Annotated in this window: 22 protein-coding genes; 20 read left to right on the top strand and 2 right to left on the bottom strand. The window is 62.4% G+C overall.

Annotated features, from left to right (window positions below; translation table 11 throughout):
• The first annotated feature begins 56 nt into the window (after window positions 1-56).
• Window positions 57-1,316 carry a DUF4010 domain-containing protein gene (locus R3E77_13535; GenBank protein ID MEZ5500437.1) on the top strand — a complete coding sequence of 420 codons (1,260 nt, stop codon included), beginning with the start codon at window positions 57-59 and terminating at the stop codon, window positions 1,314-1,316.
• Window positions 1,317-1,319: 3 nt separating this feature from the next.
• Here the strand turns inward: R3E77_13535 and R3E77_13530 are convergent, their stop codons facing one another.
• Both R3E77_13530 and R3E77_13525 read right to left on the bottom strand, forming a co-directional pair.
• Window positions 1,320-2,438, bottom strand: a complete 1,119-nt coding sequence (locus R3E77_13530; protein ID MEZ5500436.1) for a hypothetical protein — start codon at window positions 2,436-2,438, stop codon at window positions 1,320-1,322.
• 233 nt (window positions 2,439-2,671) lie between these two features.
• Complete coding sequence (locus R3E77_13525; protein ID MEZ5500435.1) at window positions 2,672-3,571, bottom strand: hypothetical protein; 900 nt, start codon at window positions 3,569-3,571, stop codon at window positions 2,672-2,674.
• A 349-nt stretch (window positions 3,572-3,920) separates the two neighbouring features.
• On the opposite strand from R3E77_13525, the gene rpsL reads away from it, so the two are divergent.
• The 19 genes from rpsL to rpsN all read left to right on the top strand — a co-directional run bounded on the left by rpsL (window position 3,921) and on the right by rpsN (window position 15,202).
• A complete protein-coding gene (rpsL, locus tag R3E77_13520) occupies window positions 3,921-4,295 on the top strand; it encodes a 30S ribosomal protein S12 (protein ID MEZ5500434.1) in 375 nt (124 codons plus the stop codon).
• A gap of 14 nt (window positions 4,296-4,309) precedes the next feature.
• A complete protein-coding gene (gene rpsG / locus R3E77_13515; protein MEZ5500433.1) occupies window positions 4,310-4,789 on the top strand; it encodes a 30S ribosomal protein S7 in 480 nt (159 codons plus the stop codon).
• Window positions 4,790-4,827: 38 nt separating this feature from the next.
• A complete protein-coding gene (fusA, locus tag R3E77_13510) occupies window positions 4,828-6,915 on the top strand; it encodes an elongation factor G (protein ID MEZ5500432.1) in 2,088 nt (695 codons plus the stop codon).
• 23 nt (window positions 6,916-6,938) lie between these two features.
• Window positions 6,939-8,129 (top strand): elongation factor Tu, encoded by a 1,191-nt coding sequence (tuf, locus tag R3E77_13505; protein ID MEZ5500431.1) that lies wholly within the window; start codon window positions 6,939-6,941, stop codon window positions 8,127-8,129.
• 48 nt (window positions 8,130-8,177) lie between these two features.
• Window positions 8,178-8,489: a 30S ribosomal protein S10 gene (rpsJ, locus tag R3E77_13500; GenBank protein MEZ5500430.1), complete on the top strand. Its 312-nt coding sequence runs from the start codon at window positions 8,178-8,180 to the stop codon at window positions 8,487-8,489.
• Window positions 8,490-8,765: 276 nt separating this feature from the next.
• Window positions 8,766-9,449 (top strand): 50S ribosomal protein L3, encoded by a 684-nt coding sequence (gene rplC, locus R3E77_13495; GenBank protein ID MEZ5500429.1) that lies wholly within the window; start codon window positions 8,766-8,768, stop codon window positions 9,447-9,449.
• A gap of 11 nt (window positions 9,450-9,460) precedes the next feature.
• Window positions 9,461-10,102, top strand: a complete 642-nt coding sequence (gene rplD, locus R3E77_13490) for a 50S ribosomal protein L4 (GenBank protein MEZ5500428.1) — start codon at window positions 9,461-9,463, stop codon at window positions 10,100-10,102.
• A 14-nt stretch (window positions 10,103-10,116) separates the two neighbouring features.
• Complete coding sequence (gene rplW, locus R3E77_13485) at window positions 10,117-10,422, top strand: 50S ribosomal protein L23 (GenBank protein ID MEZ5500427.1); 306 nt, start codon at window positions 10,117-10,119, stop codon at window positions 10,420-10,422.
• Between the two features lie 29 nt (window positions 10,423-10,451).
• Complete coding sequence (gene rplB / locus R3E77_13480; GenBank protein ID MEZ5500426.1) at window positions 10,452-11,288, top strand: 50S ribosomal protein L2; 837 nt, start codon at window positions 10,452-10,454, stop codon at window positions 11,286-11,288.
• A gap of 21 nt (window positions 11,289-11,309) precedes the next feature.
• Window positions 11,310-11,588 carry a 30S ribosomal protein S19 gene (rpsS, locus tag R3E77_13475; GenBank protein ID MEZ5500425.1) on the top strand — a complete coding sequence of 93 codons (279 nt, stop codon included), beginning with the start codon at window positions 11,310-11,312 and terminating at the stop codon, window positions 11,586-11,588.
• Window positions 11,589-11,592: 4 nt separating this feature from the next.
• Entirely contained in the window at window positions 11,593-11,931 is a 339-nt protein-coding gene (gene rplV, locus R3E77_13470; protein ID MEZ5500424.1) for a 50S ribosomal protein L22, read from the top strand.
• Between the two features lie 3 nt (window positions 11,932-11,934).
• Window positions 11,935-12,669 carry a 30S ribosomal protein S3 gene (gene rpsC, locus R3E77_13465; protein MEZ5500423.1) on the top strand — a complete coding sequence of 245 codons (735 nt, stop codon included), beginning with the start codon at window positions 11,935-11,937 and terminating at the stop codon, window positions 12,667-12,669.
• A gap of 21 nt (window positions 12,670-12,690) precedes the next feature.
• Window positions 12,691-13,104, top strand: coding sequence for a 50S ribosomal protein L16 (rplP, locus tag R3E77_13460; GenBank protein ID MEZ5500422.1), 414 nt, complete (start codon window positions 12,691-12,693; stop codon window positions 13,102-13,104).
• A 26-nt stretch (window positions 13,105-13,130) separates the two neighbouring features.
• Window positions 13,131-13,337: a 50S ribosomal protein L29 gene (rpmC, locus tag R3E77_13455; GenBank protein ID MEZ5500421.1), complete on the top strand. Its 207-nt coding sequence runs from the start codon at window positions 13,131-13,133 to the stop codon at window positions 13,335-13,337.
• Window positions 13,327-13,590: a 30S ribosomal protein S17 gene (rpsQ, locus tag R3E77_13450; GenBank protein ID MEZ5500420.1), complete on the top strand. Its 264-nt coding sequence runs from the start codon at window positions 13,327-13,329 to the stop codon at window positions 13,588-13,590. Before rpmC ends, rpsQ begins: the two co-directional genes overlap by 11 nt.
• Before the next feature lie 13 nt (window positions 13,591-13,603).
• Entirely contained in the window at window positions 13,604-13,972 is a 369-nt protein-coding gene (gene rplN / locus R3E77_13445) for a 50S ribosomal protein L14 (GenBank protein MEZ5500419.1), read from the top strand.
• Window positions 13,973-13,974: 2 nt separating this feature from the next.
• Window positions 13,975-14,301 carry a 50S ribosomal protein L24 gene (gene rplX, locus R3E77_13440; protein ID MEZ5500418.1) on the top strand — a complete coding sequence of 109 codons (327 nt, stop codon included), beginning with the start codon at window positions 13,975-13,977 and terminating at the stop codon, window positions 14,299-14,301.
• A gap of 10 nt (window positions 14,302-14,311) precedes the next feature.
• Entirely contained in the window at window positions 14,312-14,851 is a 540-nt protein-coding gene (rplE, locus tag R3E77_13435; GenBank protein ID MEZ5500417.1) for a 50S ribosomal protein L5, read from the top strand.
• Window positions 14,852-14,896: 45 nt separating this feature from the next.
• On the top strand, window positions 14,897-15,202 hold the full coding sequence (rpsN, locus tag R3E77_13430) for a 30S ribosomal protein S14 (protein MEZ5500416.1): 306 nt from the start codon (window positions 14,897-14,899) through the stop codon (window positions 15,200-15,202).
• Window position 15,203: the final 1 nt, after the last annotated feature.

Here is a 15,203-nt window from a genome sequence, read left to right as displayed (position 1 = left end):
TGCCCTGAGGCTGGCGCGGTGGTGGCAACCTGCCGCCACGCGCCGGTTCGAGCGCGGTGACCCTGCCGGCCGACGGCCTGCCGTACGCGCAAATTGCCGTTGCGCTCGGCATCGGTCTCATGATCGGCGCCGAGCGCGAACGACGTCGCGCCGACAGGGGCGGCGCGGCCATCGCAGGTGTACGCACCTTCACCATCTGCGCGCTGCTCGGTGCCATCGGCGCACTGCTCGATTCGACGCTGCTGCTCGTGACCCTGGCGGCGGGACTGATCGCGCTCACCAGCATTGGCTATGCGAAGGACGATCAAACCGATCGCGGCCTGACCACGGAAGTGGCCCTGCTGGCAACTTTCTCTCTCGGCGCGCTGGCACTGCATCGACCGGCGCTTGCGGCCGGGCTCGGGGTCATCATTGCGCTGCTGCTGGCTGCGCGCGCCGCGATGCACGAGTTCGTCGCCAACCGTCTCTCGGATCGCGAGGTCATGGACGGGTTATTGCTCGCGGCCAGCGCGCTCGTCATCCTGCCGCTGTTGCCTGATCGCAGCATCGATCCATGGCAGGTGATCAACCCCCAGCTGATCGGTCGACTGACCGTGCTCATTCTGCTGCTGAACGCCGCCGGCTATCTTGCGACGCGCGCTCTTGGAGCGGGGCGCGGACTCGCCATGGCGGGATTCTTCGGTGGCTTCGTCTCGAGCAGCGCCACGATCGCGGCCATGGCCGCGCGCGCGCAGTCGAATCCCGCCTTGCGTTCCTACGCCGTCGCGGGCGCCACGCTGTCATCGGTGGCCACGGTCATCCAGATGGCCATGATCCTCGCGGTTGCCGACCGGCAGCTCCTCCTGCGCCTGACGCCCGCGCTCGTGGCGATGGGACTCGTGGCACTCGCCTATGCCGGAATACTTGCGTGGCACGCCGTCCGTGACGAGCAAACCCTGCGTGATCTGCCGGGCCGCGCATTCCAGCCGCGGTTGGCGGTGCTGTTTGCGCTGCTGCTGACGGGTCTCACGCTGCTCGCGGCCATTGCCACGCAACAATTCGGTAGCGCTGGTGCCCTGCTGAGCGTAGCGCTCGGCGGTCTCGCCGATACCCATGCCGCGGCAGCCTCCGTCGGCGGTCTCGCGGCGTCCGGCGCAATGGCGCTGCCGACTGCGGCGCTCGGCGTGCTGCTGGCACTGACGAGCAACTCGCTCACGAAGATGATCCTGGCGATCAGCGCCGGAGGCTCACGCTATGCACTCGTTATCGTACCGGGCATCGTCGCGATGCTCATTGCCGCCTGGCTCGTGGCATGGCTGGGCGGAGTTCTGAGATAGGTCCTACTCAAACGCGTCGCGCCAGTCGCCGTTCTCGGGACCGCTAAGCGTAGGCGCAAAAATAATCCCTCGGTGGTACAGGCTGCCGACGATCGGGGTGGTCTCCCCCAATGTCCAACGGACCGTCGTGCCGAGGTCATTGCCTCCAGATGCATCGGGAGCGTCGATGACCTGAATGTTCGCATCGCCAACCGTACTGGTCGTTGTCACAGTTCGCTGGATGAGCCAGGGTGCCGCAAGTCTCTTGCCGCCAAAGAGTGTGAACGTGCAGGTGTCATCACCCGCCCAACCATGACCGGCGACGTTGGCGCGGGGCGTTGCTCGCAATTCAACGTATGTGTTGCCCACGAATTCGATACTGCAGATCCACTGGCCACTGGATGATACGGCGCGAAAGACATAGCCCTCGGCGCGCGCCTCGTTGAACAAATCTGCGATGTTTGGTTCGAAGATTGCCGGACGGACGTAATTTACCGGGAGCCTGAACACGTCGGAGACATAGTCGTCGCCGTTCGCGATCTGCACGTACAGCGCGATCTTGTCGCTCGGTCCCGTCCTGATGCGGTAGGGGAAGACCCTGGTGCCACCGAGTTCCCGCCAGCCCACGTCGATCCCGGCAAACTCGGGATTCTCGGCGACGCGGTACCGGTTCGCGTTGCCTTCGTAGTCCACCTTGATTGACACGTTCTCGGTCTGGGTGAAATTCCTGCCGTCAGCCAGCGACACGCCGATCAGGCGAGGGTTGGCGAACACGATGGAGTCGGAGACGATGACCGAAGAGTCAAAACCGCCATTGACGGCCGTGGGACGCGCAGCCGGTGCCCTGACCTGAAAGTAGATCGTCTTCTCGCCATTGCCGATCGAGAGATTCGCGCTCGGTCGGCTCTGAAAGGGTTGCCAGCTGGACCCGATGAATTGCGGCGATTCGGACACACGCATTTCGGTCACGCGCGCGGCGTTGGCACCGAGCGTGATGTCAAGAACGACTACCCTGCTGCCTGTAATTGCAGCGCCCGCATTGATCCGGAAGCTCGCAACCACAGGCCAGAATTGGCGGGCAGCCTGCTGGACCTGCTGGCCAACGACAGGCCGCGCGATCGTGGTCGCATTGGAGTTCGGCACGGGCAGGTTTTGTGCCGATGCGATAGTGGCGAAGAATCCACCGAACCACAAAACAGCGGCAGAATGCCTCGAACGGCTTTGATGGGCGAGCATACGGGTCCTTTCGCTCCTGCACACCGACCGGCCGGTCGCTGCGCAGCTGCGAAACCAACGACCCTGGGGTACCGGTCAGGTACGCTCGGGAAGACGATCAGTGGCCGCGGATTGGTTCAAGGCACCACCGGAAAATGGGACTATTGCCAGACGTTGCCGCCGCGGTCCGAAAAACCCGTGTTACCCGCCGGACGGCTCACTGCCCCGGCGAAGGTGCTGGCCCAGGCGGCAACCCGCGCCCCGGCGGCCATCTCGAGCGCGCCGGTCGTACCCGTGACGCTGCTCGACTCGACTGTCACGTCCGAGCCGCTCTGGGCAACGATGGCGAAGCCGCCGGCATTTATCACAGTGTTGCTTATTCTGATCGTGCAGCCGCGCTGGGCGACCACAGCGGCGCTCGGGACCGTGAGCCGCAGCGCATCGACCTTCAGGTACTCGCCGCTTCGGCAAACGATGGGTTCGCTGCGCAGCAGGCGCCCTTGATCGTCGCGCGACTCGCCGGCGCTGGTTCCCGGGCCGACGCGCTGAACGCCCGCATTGGCATTGGTCGCAGAGCGCGGCAATTTCTCGATGCGAAATCCCGGCCCCTCGATGACGCTCCCGCTGCGTTTTGCGCTGGCCAGCGCGGCCGGCCCCGGCGTGGTGGCTTCATCGGCGGACTGAGGTTCGGCCGTCGCCATTTCCTCGGCCATTGTCTCGGCAGGCAATGGCTCGGCCTCGGGCGTCTGCGTCTGTGCCGCAATTTCGGCGGAGGCAGTTGCGCTGGTCTCGGCAGTCGGCCAGGAGTCCGGACGGGCGACATCGAGGACCACATATTGCTCCGTACGCTGGTCCTTGGCGGTCAGGAGGCCTTTGCTGCGATCTTCCGCCACGGCCGTCAGGTCCGGATGGCCGGCCAGGTAGGCCTCTGCGGCCGCCCACTGCGCGGAAGAACCGTCCGATGGGGGTTCACCGCGGCCGCAGCCCGTTGCGATCAGCATGGCGCAAACCGGTGCTGCCAGGCGCAGCAGGGACGAGGATCTAAGCATTCGAAGTGGCATGTCGGACTCTTTATGGTTTGTGGTCTGGATCGGCGGCGCAGCCTTTCGGTCAAACCCCGATGTTAGGCCTGCCAGCCGGTGCTGCCAGCCATATTTGACATGACGCGCAAGGCAGGTCTGTTGTTGCGTCGCAACATCCGGTTGACATACCTGCGTTCCATTCCTAGAATCGCCGGCCTTTATCAGACCGGCCTCCGGGGCGCACCGGTCTTAAAAACAGGGACTTAAGTGTAGCCGGGCCGTTCGTGCAGAACGGCCCGGCCTCATCTTTGGCGCGAATTTACGAGTGTCGGGTTTCGTCGCGACTGCGTCGAGTCGACACGGCAGTTTAGGATTTACTGGAGAGGCAATGGCCACGACCGGTCAGCTGATACGCAGTCCGCGCGCAACGCGGATCGAGAAAACAAAAGTGCCGGCATTGCAGTCGTCACCACAGAAGCGCGGCGTATGCACGCGCGTGTACACGACGACTCCGAAGAAGCCGAACTCGGCGCTGCGCAAGGTCTGCCGCGTACGTCTCACCAACGGCTACGAAGTCACCTCCTACATCGGCGGCGAAGGACACAATCTTCAGGAGCACTCCGTGGTGCTGATCCGAGGCGGTCGCGTCAAGGACCTGCCGGGTGTGCGTTATCACACCGTGCGCGGCACGCTCGACTGCGCTGGTGTCAACGATCGCAAGCAGGGCCGCTCCAAGTACGGCGCCAAGCGTCCGAAGAAATAACAGGGGATACATCCATGTCACGTCGTGCGCGCGCTCCGGTGCGTCAGATTCTGCCGGACCCGAAATTCAACAGCGAGATGCTTGCCAAGTTCATGAACGTCGTCATGCAAAATGGCAAGAAGTCCGCAGCCGAGAAAGTCGTCTACGGTGCGCTCGATCGCATCACTGAAAAGACGGGCAAGCAGGACCAGGCCGCGATCGAGCTGCTCGCGCAGGCTCTCGACAACGTCAAGCCCATGGTCGAAGTCAAATCGCGCCGCGTCGGTGGCGCGACCTACCAGGTACCGGTCGAAGTGCGCGCACCGCGCCGGCAAACCCTGGCGATGCGCTGGGTCATCGAGGCGGCCCGCGCGCGCAGCGAGAAGTCCATGGCTTTCCGGCTGGCGCACGAACTCCTCGATGCCGCCGAAAACCGCGGTTCGGCCGTGCGCAAGCGCGAGGACACGCATCGCATGGCGGATGCCAACAAGGCCTTCGCCCATTACCGCTGGTAAGCCGGCAGACCGCAGCACTCTTTAACAGGATCCGTATCGTGCCCCGCTCAACGCCCATCGAACGCTATCGCAACATCGGTATCTCTGCGCACATTGACGCGGGCAAGACAACCACCACCGAGCGCATCCTTTTCTACACCGGCGTATCGCACAAGATCGGTGAAGTGCACGATGGCGCCGCGGTCATGGACTACATGGAGCAGGAACAGGAGCGCGGCATCACGATCACCTCCGCGGCCACGACCTGCTTCTGGAAGGGGATGGACCAGAACTTCCACGAGCACCGCATCAACATCATCGACACGCCGGGTCACGTCGATTTCACCATCGAAGTCGAGCGCTCGCTGCGTGTACTCGATTCGGCCGTTGCGCTCTTCTGTGCCGTATCCGGTGTGCAGCCACAGTCGGAGACGGTCTGGCGGCAGATGAATCGCTACAACGTGCCGCGCATTGCCTTCGTCAACAAGATGGACCGGGCGGGCGCCAATTACCTGCGCTGCGTCGAGCAGATCAAGACCCGGTTGCGCGGCAATCCGGTTCCCATCCAGCTGCCGATAGGCGCGGAGGATGCCTTCGAAGGTGTCATCGATCTCATTCGCATGAAAGCGATCTACTGGGACATGGAAACCCAGGGCATGAAATTCGAGTATCGCGACATACCGGACAACCTCAAGGCCGAGGCCGAGGAATATCGCGAGAAAATGATCGAAGCGGCGGCCGAGGCCAACGAGGCCCTGCTCAACAAGTACCTCGAGGAAGGCGGGCTCAGCGAGGAAGAGATCCGCAAGGGGCTCGCCGAGCGGGCGAAGCGTGTCGAGATCGTGCTGTGCATGTGCGGCACGGCCTTCAAGAACAAAGGCGTACAAGCGCTCCTCGATGCGGTCATCGAGTTCATGCCATCACCCATCGAGATGCCCGACGTCAAAGGCATCGACGACGATGGCGAACCGGCTGGGCGCAAAGCGAGCGACGATGAGCCTTTTTCGGCGCTGGCCTTCAAGATCCTGAACGACCCCTTCGTCGGCAACCTCACGTTCTTCCGCGTCTATTCAGGCGTCCTGAATTCTGGCGACACGGTGTTCGTGCCGACCAAGTCGAAGACCGAGCGCATCGGGCGCCTCCTGCAGATGCACGCCTCCGAGCGCACCGAGATCAAGGAAGTCCGCGCCGGCGATATCGCCGCGGCCGTGGGTCTGAAGGACGTCATCACCGGCGACACGCTGTGTTCGCAGGAGAAGATCATCACGCTCGAGAAGATGGTCTTCCCCGATCCCGTGATCTCGGTTGCCGTTGAACCCAAAACCAAGGCCGACCAGGAGAAGATGGGCCTCGCGCTGCAGCGTCTCGCCAAGGAAGATCCGTCGTTTCGCGTGCATACGGACCAGGAATCGGGCCAGACGATCATTTCCGGCATGGGCGAGCTGCATCTCGAGATCATCGTCGATCGCATGAAGCGCGAGTTCAAGGTCGAGGCCAATGTCGGCAAGCCGCAGGTGGCGTATCGCGAGACCATCCGCGCGAGCGTCGAGCAGGAAGGCAAGTTCGTCCGCCAGTCTGGTGGCCGCGGCCAGTACGGTCACGTGTGGCTCAAGATCGAGCCGAACGAATCGGGCAAGGGCTATGAATTCGTCAACGGCATCGTGGGCGGCGTCGTGCCGCGCGAGTACATACCGGCTGTGGACAAGGGCATCAAGGAAGCCTGCGAGACTGGCGTCATTGCGGGCTACCCGGTGGTCGACGTCAAGGTCACGATTTTCGACGGCTCCTACCATGACGTCGACTCGAGCGAAATGGCGTTCAAGATCGCCGGCTCCATGGGCTTCAAGGAGGGCTTTCGCAAGGCGAAGCCCGTGCTGCTCGAGCCCATCATGAAAGTCGAAGTCGTCACGCCGGAGGATTACTCGGGCGATGTCATCGGCGATCTCAATCGCCGCCGCGGACAGATCAGCGGCATGGACGAGGGCCCGTCGGGCAAGGTCATCACCGCCGACGTGCCGCTCTCGGAGATGTTCGGCTATGCGACGAACGTCCGCTCGATGAGCCAGGGCCGCGCAACGTTTACGATGGAATTCGGCAAGTACATGGAAGTGCCGCCGAACATCGCTGATAGCATCATCAAGAAATAACTTTCGCCCAAGAGGTACAGGTCGTGTCGAAAGAGAAGTTTGAGCGCAAGAAGCCGCACGTGAACGTGGGGACGATAGGTCACGTGGACCACGGTAAGACGACGCTGACGGCGGCGCTGACGAAGGTGATGGCGGAGACCTATGGTGGTGCGTTCATGGCGTACGACCAGATTGACAAGGCGCCTGAGGAGAAGGCGCGTGGCATCACGATATCGACGGCGCACGTGGAGTACGAGTCGGCGGCGCGACACTACGCGCACGTGGACTGCCCCGGGCACGCGGACTACGTGAAGAACATGATCACGGGTGCGGCGCAGATGGACGGTGCGATTCTGGTGGTGTCGGCGGCGGATGGGCCGATGCCGCAGACGCGCGAGCACATTCTGCTGGCGCGGCAGGTGGGGGTGCCGTACATCGTGGTGTTCATGAACAAGGCGGACATGGTCGATGACAAGGAGCTGCTGGAGCTTGTTGAGATGGAGGTACGGGAGCTTCTGTCGACGTACAAGTTCCCCGGTGAGAAGACGCCGATCGTGATTGGCTCGGCGCTGAAGGCGCTGGAGGGGGATACCTCGGAGATTGGGGTGCCTGCGGTGGTGAAGCTGGTGGAGGAGATGGACAAGTACATTCCTGTGCCCGAGCGCGACATCGACAAGCCGTTTTTGATGCCTGTGGAGGATGTGTTCTCGATTTCGGGTCGCGGCACGGTGGTGACGGGACGTATCGAGCGCGGGATCGTGAAGGTCAATGACGAGGTGGAGATCATTGGACTGAAGGCGACGGCGAAGACGATCTGCACGGGCGTGGAGATGTTCAGGAAGCTGCTGGACGAGGGTCAGGCGGGGGATAACGTGGGGGTGTTGCTGCGTGGCACGAAGCGCGAGGAAGTGGAGCGCGGGCAGGTGCTGGCGAAGCCGGGGAGCATCACGCCGCACACGAACTTCGAGTGCGAGGTGTACGTGCTGACGAAGGAAGAGGGTGGTCGGCACACGCCGTTTTTCAAGGGGTATCGGCCGCAGTTTTACTTTCGCACGACGGACGTGACGGGCACGATCGAGCTGCCTGCGGGGGTCGAGATGGTGATGCCCGGGGACAACATCAAGATGGTGGTGGACCTGATTGCGCCGATTGCGATGGAAGAGGGGCTGCGCTTTGCGATCCGCGAGGGCGGCCGCACGGTCGGCGCCGGCGTCGTCTCCAAGGTGCTCAAGTAATCAACATCAGTCAGTCAGCGCGACAGTAACAGCGCGGAGTCGAACATCATGGCCAGCCAGAACATCAGAATACGATTGAAAGCATTCGATCACCGCCTGATCGACAGTTCCGCACGGGAGATCGTCGAGACGGCGCGTCGTACGGGCGCGCGCGTGCAGGGGCCGGTGCCGTTGCCGACCAAGATGGAGCGCTTCACGCTGCTGATCTCGCCGCATGCCGACAAGGATGCGCGTGACCAATACGAACTGCGCACCCACAAACGGCTCATGGACATCGTCAACCCGACCGACAAGACGGTCGATGCGCTGATGAAGCTCGAGCTCCCGGCTGGCGTCGACGTGCAGATCAAGCTCAACTGACGTTGGGATAGTGGGTCGGTCCGGCCCGCTTGCAAGATCCGGACCAACTGTTATACTGCGCGGCCTTTTTGGGTCTGCCGCCCCAGGTTTGCGGCGGATAATCCAGAGCCGCAGCAGCGGCAATCGGGCGAGGTTGGCGCGGGGCATGTCCCCTGCCAAGACCACTCGAGCAACGACGGGCAGTCCTGTCCGACGTTCTTGCGTGATCAGCCTCAAAGCCCGGGTTTTGTTAGTGGCGCATGCCAATCGTAGTGTGCGCGTTGAGGATGACTATTTATGGCAATCGGGCTCATTGGCCGCAAGCGCGGCATGACGCGCGTCTTTACCGACGAGGGCGAGACCATCCCGGTAACGGTGGTGGAAGTGCTCCCCAATCGTGTCGTGCAGGTAAAGACTGCCGATCGTGATGGCTACAGCGCGGTACAGGTTACCTATGGCGCGCGACGCGCTCAATTGCTGTCGAAAGGCGCCGCCGGCCATTTTGCCAAGGCGAATGTCGAGCCCGGCAAAGCGCTGATCGAATTTCGCATCGCTGCGGGCGATGCGGACAAGCTCGCGGTCGGCACCGAGATCAATGCCGGACAATTCACTGCAGGCCAGGTCGTCGACGTTTCGGGCACGACGATCGGCAAGGGTTTCGCCGGCACCATGAAACGGCACAACTTCGCCGGCGGCTACAAGACTCACGGCAACTCCGTATCGCATCGCGCGCCGGGCTCCATTGGCCAGCGCCAGACGCCAGGAAGGGTCTTCGCCGGCAAGCGCATGTCCGGTCACATGGGCGTCGTTCGCCGCACGACAGAGAATCTGCGTGTCGTCGAAGTCGACGCAGAACGCAACCTGTTGTTGATACGCGGCGCCGTGCCGGGCCCTGCCGGCGCGGAAGTCGTCGTGCGGCCTTCCGTGAAGGCTGCTGCGCGCGCGCGTCGCAAGACCGTCGCGCCGACCAAGAAGAATTGAGGCGCAGGCAAATGAAGCTCAAGATTCTCGGCTCCACCGGTGCCACGCTCGAAGTCTCCGATGGCAATTTCGGTTCCAGTTTCAACGAAACCCTGGTGCACCAGGTCGTCACCAGCTACCGCAACGGTTATCGCGCCGGCACCAAGGCGCAAAAGACGCGTGCGGAAGTGCGCGGCGGTGGCAAGAAACCCTGGGCGCAGAAGGGCACGGGCCAGGCGCGCGCCGGTTCCTCGCGCAGCCCGATCTGGGTGGGCGGCGGACGCGCATTCGCGGCGAAGCCTCGCGATTATTCCCAGAAGGTCAATCGCAAGATGTATCGCGGCGCATTGCGCGCGATGTTGTCGGAACTGGTACGGCAGGATCGCTTGCTTGTCGCCGATGGCCTGTCGGTCGATGCGCCGAAGACCCAGCTGCTCGCGAAGCGCCTGAAGACCATGCAGCTCGACAACGTGCTGATCGTGATCGAGGCGCAGGATGAGAAGCTGATGCTGGCCGCGCGCAACCTGCCGCACGTCGATGTGCTGCCAGTCAGTGCATTGAACCCGCTTGCGCTCATTGCACACGACAAGGTGTTGATGACAATCGGCGCGGTGAAGGTGCTCGAGCAACGGCTGACCGATTCCGCGCAGCGTTCCGCCAAGACCGTGCACTGAGCGGGAGAAGCACGATGCCATCCAGAGAGAAACTTGCCACCGTACTGCTCGCGCCGCACTTGACGGAAAAAACGGCACTCGCGATGCAGAACAACAACCAGTACACCTTCCGTGTGCGCCGCGACGCAACGCGTACCGACGTCAGGCAGGCGGTCGAACTCATGTTCGATGTCAAGGTCGACAGCGTGCGCGTCGTGAACGAGATCGGCAAGAAGCGCCGCATGGGCAAGATTCAGGGCCGAACGCAGGACTGGAAGAAAGCCTATGTGTCCCTGGCCGCAGGCCAGAGCATCAGTTACGAAGACGGGATCAAGGCCTGAGGGCCGCGCCACCAGCCAGGTAAAGACAGATGGCCATCATCAAACTCAAACCTACCTCACCCGGCTCGCGCTTCGTCGTGAAGATTTCGCGTTCGCACCTGCACAAGGGCGGACCGTTTGCGCCGCTGACTGCGCCCAAGAAGAAGCACTCGGGGCGCAACAACGTCGGCCGCATCACCATGCGCCACCAGGGCGGCGGCATCCGGCACAAGTACCGCCTGATCGACTTTCGACGCGACAAGGACAGCATCGGCGCGGTCGTCGAGCGACTCGAGTACGATCCGAACCGCTCGGCGCATATCGCTCTTCTCAAGTACAGCGACGGCGAGCGCCGCTACATTCTCGCGCCGAAGGGCGTTGCGGCGGGCGACGAGCTGCGCTCGGGTCCCGACTCGCCCATCAAGGCGGGCAACGCGATGGCGCTGCGCCATCTGCCAGTCGGCACGACGGTGCACAACATCGAGTTGAAGCCCGGCAAGGGCGGGCAGCTCGCGCGCAGTGCCGGCAACAGCGCCCAGTTCACTGCGCGCGAGGGTCTTCATGCCTATCTGCGACTGAAGTCCGGCGAGGTACGCAAGGTCCATATCGATTGCCGCGCGACCATCGGCGAGGTGGGCAACGACGAGCACAACCTGCGCAGCTTCGGCAAGGCGGGTGCCAAGCGCTGGCGCGGCGTCAGGCCGACCGTGCGTGGTGTCGCCATGAATCCGGTCGATCACCCGCACGGCGGTGGCGAGGGCAAGCCTGGCCAGGGTAATCCGCATCCTGTATCCCCCTGGGGCCTGCAGACCAAGGGCAAGAAAACGCGCGTCAACAAACGCACCAACAACATGATCGTGCAGCGCCGCAAGAAGAAGTCGCGCTGATCGCATTGAGGTAGAAGCAAAGTGCCACGTTCGCTCAAGAAAGGCCCGTTCGTCGATCTGCACCTCGCGCGCAAGGTCGAGACCGCGGCCGCGAAAAATGACCGCAAGCCGATCAAGACATGGTCGCGACGCTCATTGATCACGCCCGAGATGGTGGGTCTGACCCTCGCCGTGCACAACGGCCGGCAGCACATACCAGTGCTGGTCTCCGAGAACATGGTCGGGCACAAGCTCGGTGAATTCGCCCCGACGCGCACGTTCAAGTCGCACTCGGGCGATCGCAAGAGCTCGGAAGGGTAGGCGCATGGAAGTCAGTGCCAAATTGCGTTACGCGCGTATCTCGCCGCAGAAATGCCGCATCGTTGCCGACGCGGTGCGCGGCAAGAATGCGAGCAATGCGCTCAACATCCTCAAGTTCATGCCGAAGAAAGGCGCCCGAATCGTCCACAAGCTGCTGTGGTCGGCCGTGAACAATGCCGAGAACCAGAATCTCGATGTGGACGAACTGAAAGTGTCGCGAGTCATGGTCGACACGGCGCCGGTCTACAAGCGTTTCGCCGCTCGCGCCAAGGGCCGCGGTACTCGCGTTGTGAAGCGCAATAGTCATATCACGATCGTCGTCAGCGACGGCGCGAAGGATTGATCGATGGGTCAAAAAGTAAACCCGATTGGAATACGCCTGGGCATCGTGCGCGATTGGACCAGCAAGTGGTATGCGGACACGCGCAACTATGCTGCCAACCTCAAGACCGATTTCGACGTCCGCGAGTTTCTCAAGAATAAACTCAGGGAAGCGTCCGTCAGCCGCATCAACATCGAGCGCGCCGCGAAGAAAGTCAACATCACCATCCAGACAGCGCGGCCAGGCATCGTCATCGGCAAGAAGGGCGAGGACATAGAGAAATTGCGCGTCGACACGGCACGCATGCTGCGTATGCCGGTTACCGACGTGCGTGTGAACATTTCCGAAATCCGCAAGCCCGAACTTGATGCGCAGCTGGTTGCCGACAGCATCGCCCAGCAGATCGAAAAACGCGTGATGTTCCGTCGCGCCATGCGTCGCGCCGTCATGAGCACGATGCGCAGCGGCGCGCTCGGTATCAAGGTGCGCCTGTCCGGTCGCCTGAATGGCGCTGAAATCGCCCGCACCGAGTGGTATCGCGAAGGACGCATACCACTGCATACCTACCGCGCCGACATCGACTACGGGCTGTCCGAAGCCAAGACGACCTACGGCGTGATCGGCATCAAGGTGTGGATCTTCAAGGGCGAGATTTTCGGTGCGGAGGAGAAGCTGGAGGCTGAGAGCGCGGAAGCTGCCGCCACCGAGAACGCCGAACAGGCAGCCCCGGCTGCTCCTGCGGAGGCGCCGGCCGGCTGAACGCGGCGGAGTTGACCAAACATGCAGCAACCAAAGAGAACCAAATACCGCAAGCAGTTCAAGGGTCGCAACCCGGGACTTGCGACCCGCGGCAGCAGCGTGGCCTTTGGCGATTTTGGCTTGAAATCGCTCGATCGTGCGCGCATGACCGCGCGCGAAATCGAGGCGGCTCGTCGTGCCATGGCGCGCTACGTCAAGCGTGGCGGCCAGATCTGGATCCGCGTGTTCCCGGATGTACCGATTACCAAGAAGCCGCTCGAAGTGCGCATGGGCAGCGGCAAGGGCAATGTCGAGTACTGGGTCGCGAAAGTGCAGCCGGGCAAGGTGCTGTTCGAGATGGAGGGCGTAGACGAGGCGACGGCACGCGAAGCATTCCGCCTTGCCGGCGCCAAGCTCTCGGTACGCACCGGATTCGTGCGTCGCCAGGTCCTTTAGTCGTCGTGCGCAGAAAGTAATCAAAGATGGACGCAAAAGAAATTCGCAACAGATCGGATGAGCAGTTGAACGACGAGCTGCTCAAGTTGCGCCGCGAGCAGTTCTCGCTGCGCATGCAGTTGGTTGCCGGGCAAGGGGTCAAGCCGAACGAGTTTGGCCGTGTCCGGCGCAACATCGCGCGGATCAAGACGATTTTGCGTGAACGAAGTGCGGAGAAGTCTCATGGCGGATGACAGCAGCCAGGCGCGGACCCTGACCGGACGCGTCGTGAGCAACAAAATGAACAAGACGGTTGCGGTGTCGGTCGAGCGACTCATTCGCCACCCGCGCTATGGCAAGTACGTGCGACGCACGACCAAGTTCCTTGCGCACGATGAGAACGGCAGTGTTCGCGAAGGCGATCTCGTGACGATCACGCCGTGTCGGCCGATGTCGCGGCACAAGTCGTGGAAGGTCCTGCAGGTTCTCGAGTCACAGGCTGAGTGAGAACGGGTGACCCATGATTCAACTGCGCTCGATGCTAAATGCCGCGGATAACAGCGGCGCAAGAACCCTGATGTGCATCAAGGTGCTCGGTGGCACGCGCCGCCGTTATGCCAACGTCGGTGACGTCATCAAGGTCAGCGTCAAGGACGCTATACCCCGTGGCAAAGTCAAGAAAGGCGAGGTCTACGACGCCGTGATCGTGCGAACCCGCAAGGGTGTGCGTCGTCCGGATGGGTCCCTGATTCGCTTCGACGGCAATGCCGCCGTATTGCTCACCAACAAGCTCGAGCCGATCGGTACCCGCATTTTCGGACCGGTTACGCGCGAGCTGCGCAACCAGCAGTTCATGAAAATCATTTCGCTCGCGCCAGAGGTGCTCTGACCATGCGCAAGATTCGCAAGGGTGATCAGGTAGTGGTCCTGTCGGGCCGCGACAAGGGACGACGTGGCACGGTACTTCAGGTGCTGGCCGATGGCACGGCCCTGGTCGAGGGGATCAACCGCGTCAAGAAGCACCAGAAGCCACGACCGACGGCGCAGGGTGCGCCGGCTCCTGGCGGCATCATCGACAAGGAGGCGCCGCTCAGGTTGTGCAAGCTGGCATTGTGGAATGCGTCGGGCAAGCGCAGCGAGCGCGTGGGCGTCAAGCGCCTTGCGGATGGCAAGCGCGTGCGATTCTTCAAGTCCAATGGCGAAATGATCGGAGCCTGAGGCCCAAGTCATGACACGTTTGCAGGAATTTTATCGCGACAAGGTGGTGCCGAAGCTCACTTCGGAGCTCAAGTGCGGCAATCCGATGCAGGTGCCGCGCATTACCAAGATCACGGTCAACATGGGTGTCGGCGAAGCCGTTGCAGACCGCAAGGTCATCGATGCCGCCGTCGGCGACTTGACCAGGATCACCGGCCAGAAGCCGATGCTATGCACGGCCAAGAAGTCGGTCGCGTCGTTCAAGGTGCGCGACGGACTTGCGATCGGTTGCAAGGTGACGCTGCGCGGCCGGCGCATGTACGAATTCCTCGACAGGCTGATCACCATTGCGCTGCCGCGGGTGCGTGATTTTCGCGGCCTGTCGCCGCGTTCGTTCGATGGCCGGGGCAATTACAGCCTTGGCGTGAAAGAGCAGATCATTTTTCCGGAGATCCAGTACGACCAGATCGACCAGCTGCGTGGCATGGACATCACCATCACCACGACGGCCGCGGACGACAAGGCAGGTCGTGCGTTGCTCGAAGCGTTCAATTTTCCGTTCCGCAAATAAAGGCGCAGCAACTGCAGGGCAGACAGGCAGAGGTAGCAAGAGACTATGGCCAAGACAAACATGGTGGAGCGCGACAAGCGTCGGGCACGCACGGTCAAGCGGTACGCAGCCAAGCGCGCGGCGCTGAAAGAGACCATACGCAGTCCGAAGTCCTCGCCGCAGGAGCGCGAGGTTGCCCAGGTTGCGTTGCAGAAATTGCCGCGTGACGCGTCACCAATCCGTACCCGCAATCGCTGTTCTCTGACGGGACGTTCGCGTGGCGTGTATCGCAAATTCGGATTGTCGCGTACGAAGATCCGCGAATTGGCCATGCGCGGGGAAATTCCTGGCGTGTCCAAGGCCAGCTGGTAAG

The organism is Steroidobacteraceae bacterium, from assembly GCA_041395505.1.
GTDB lineage: Bacteria > Pseudomonadota > Gammaproteobacteria > Steroidobacterales > Steroidobacteraceae > JAWLAG01.
Note: the sequence above shows the minus strand (reverse complement) of the source record. Positions and strands in the feature narration are given on the sequence as shown.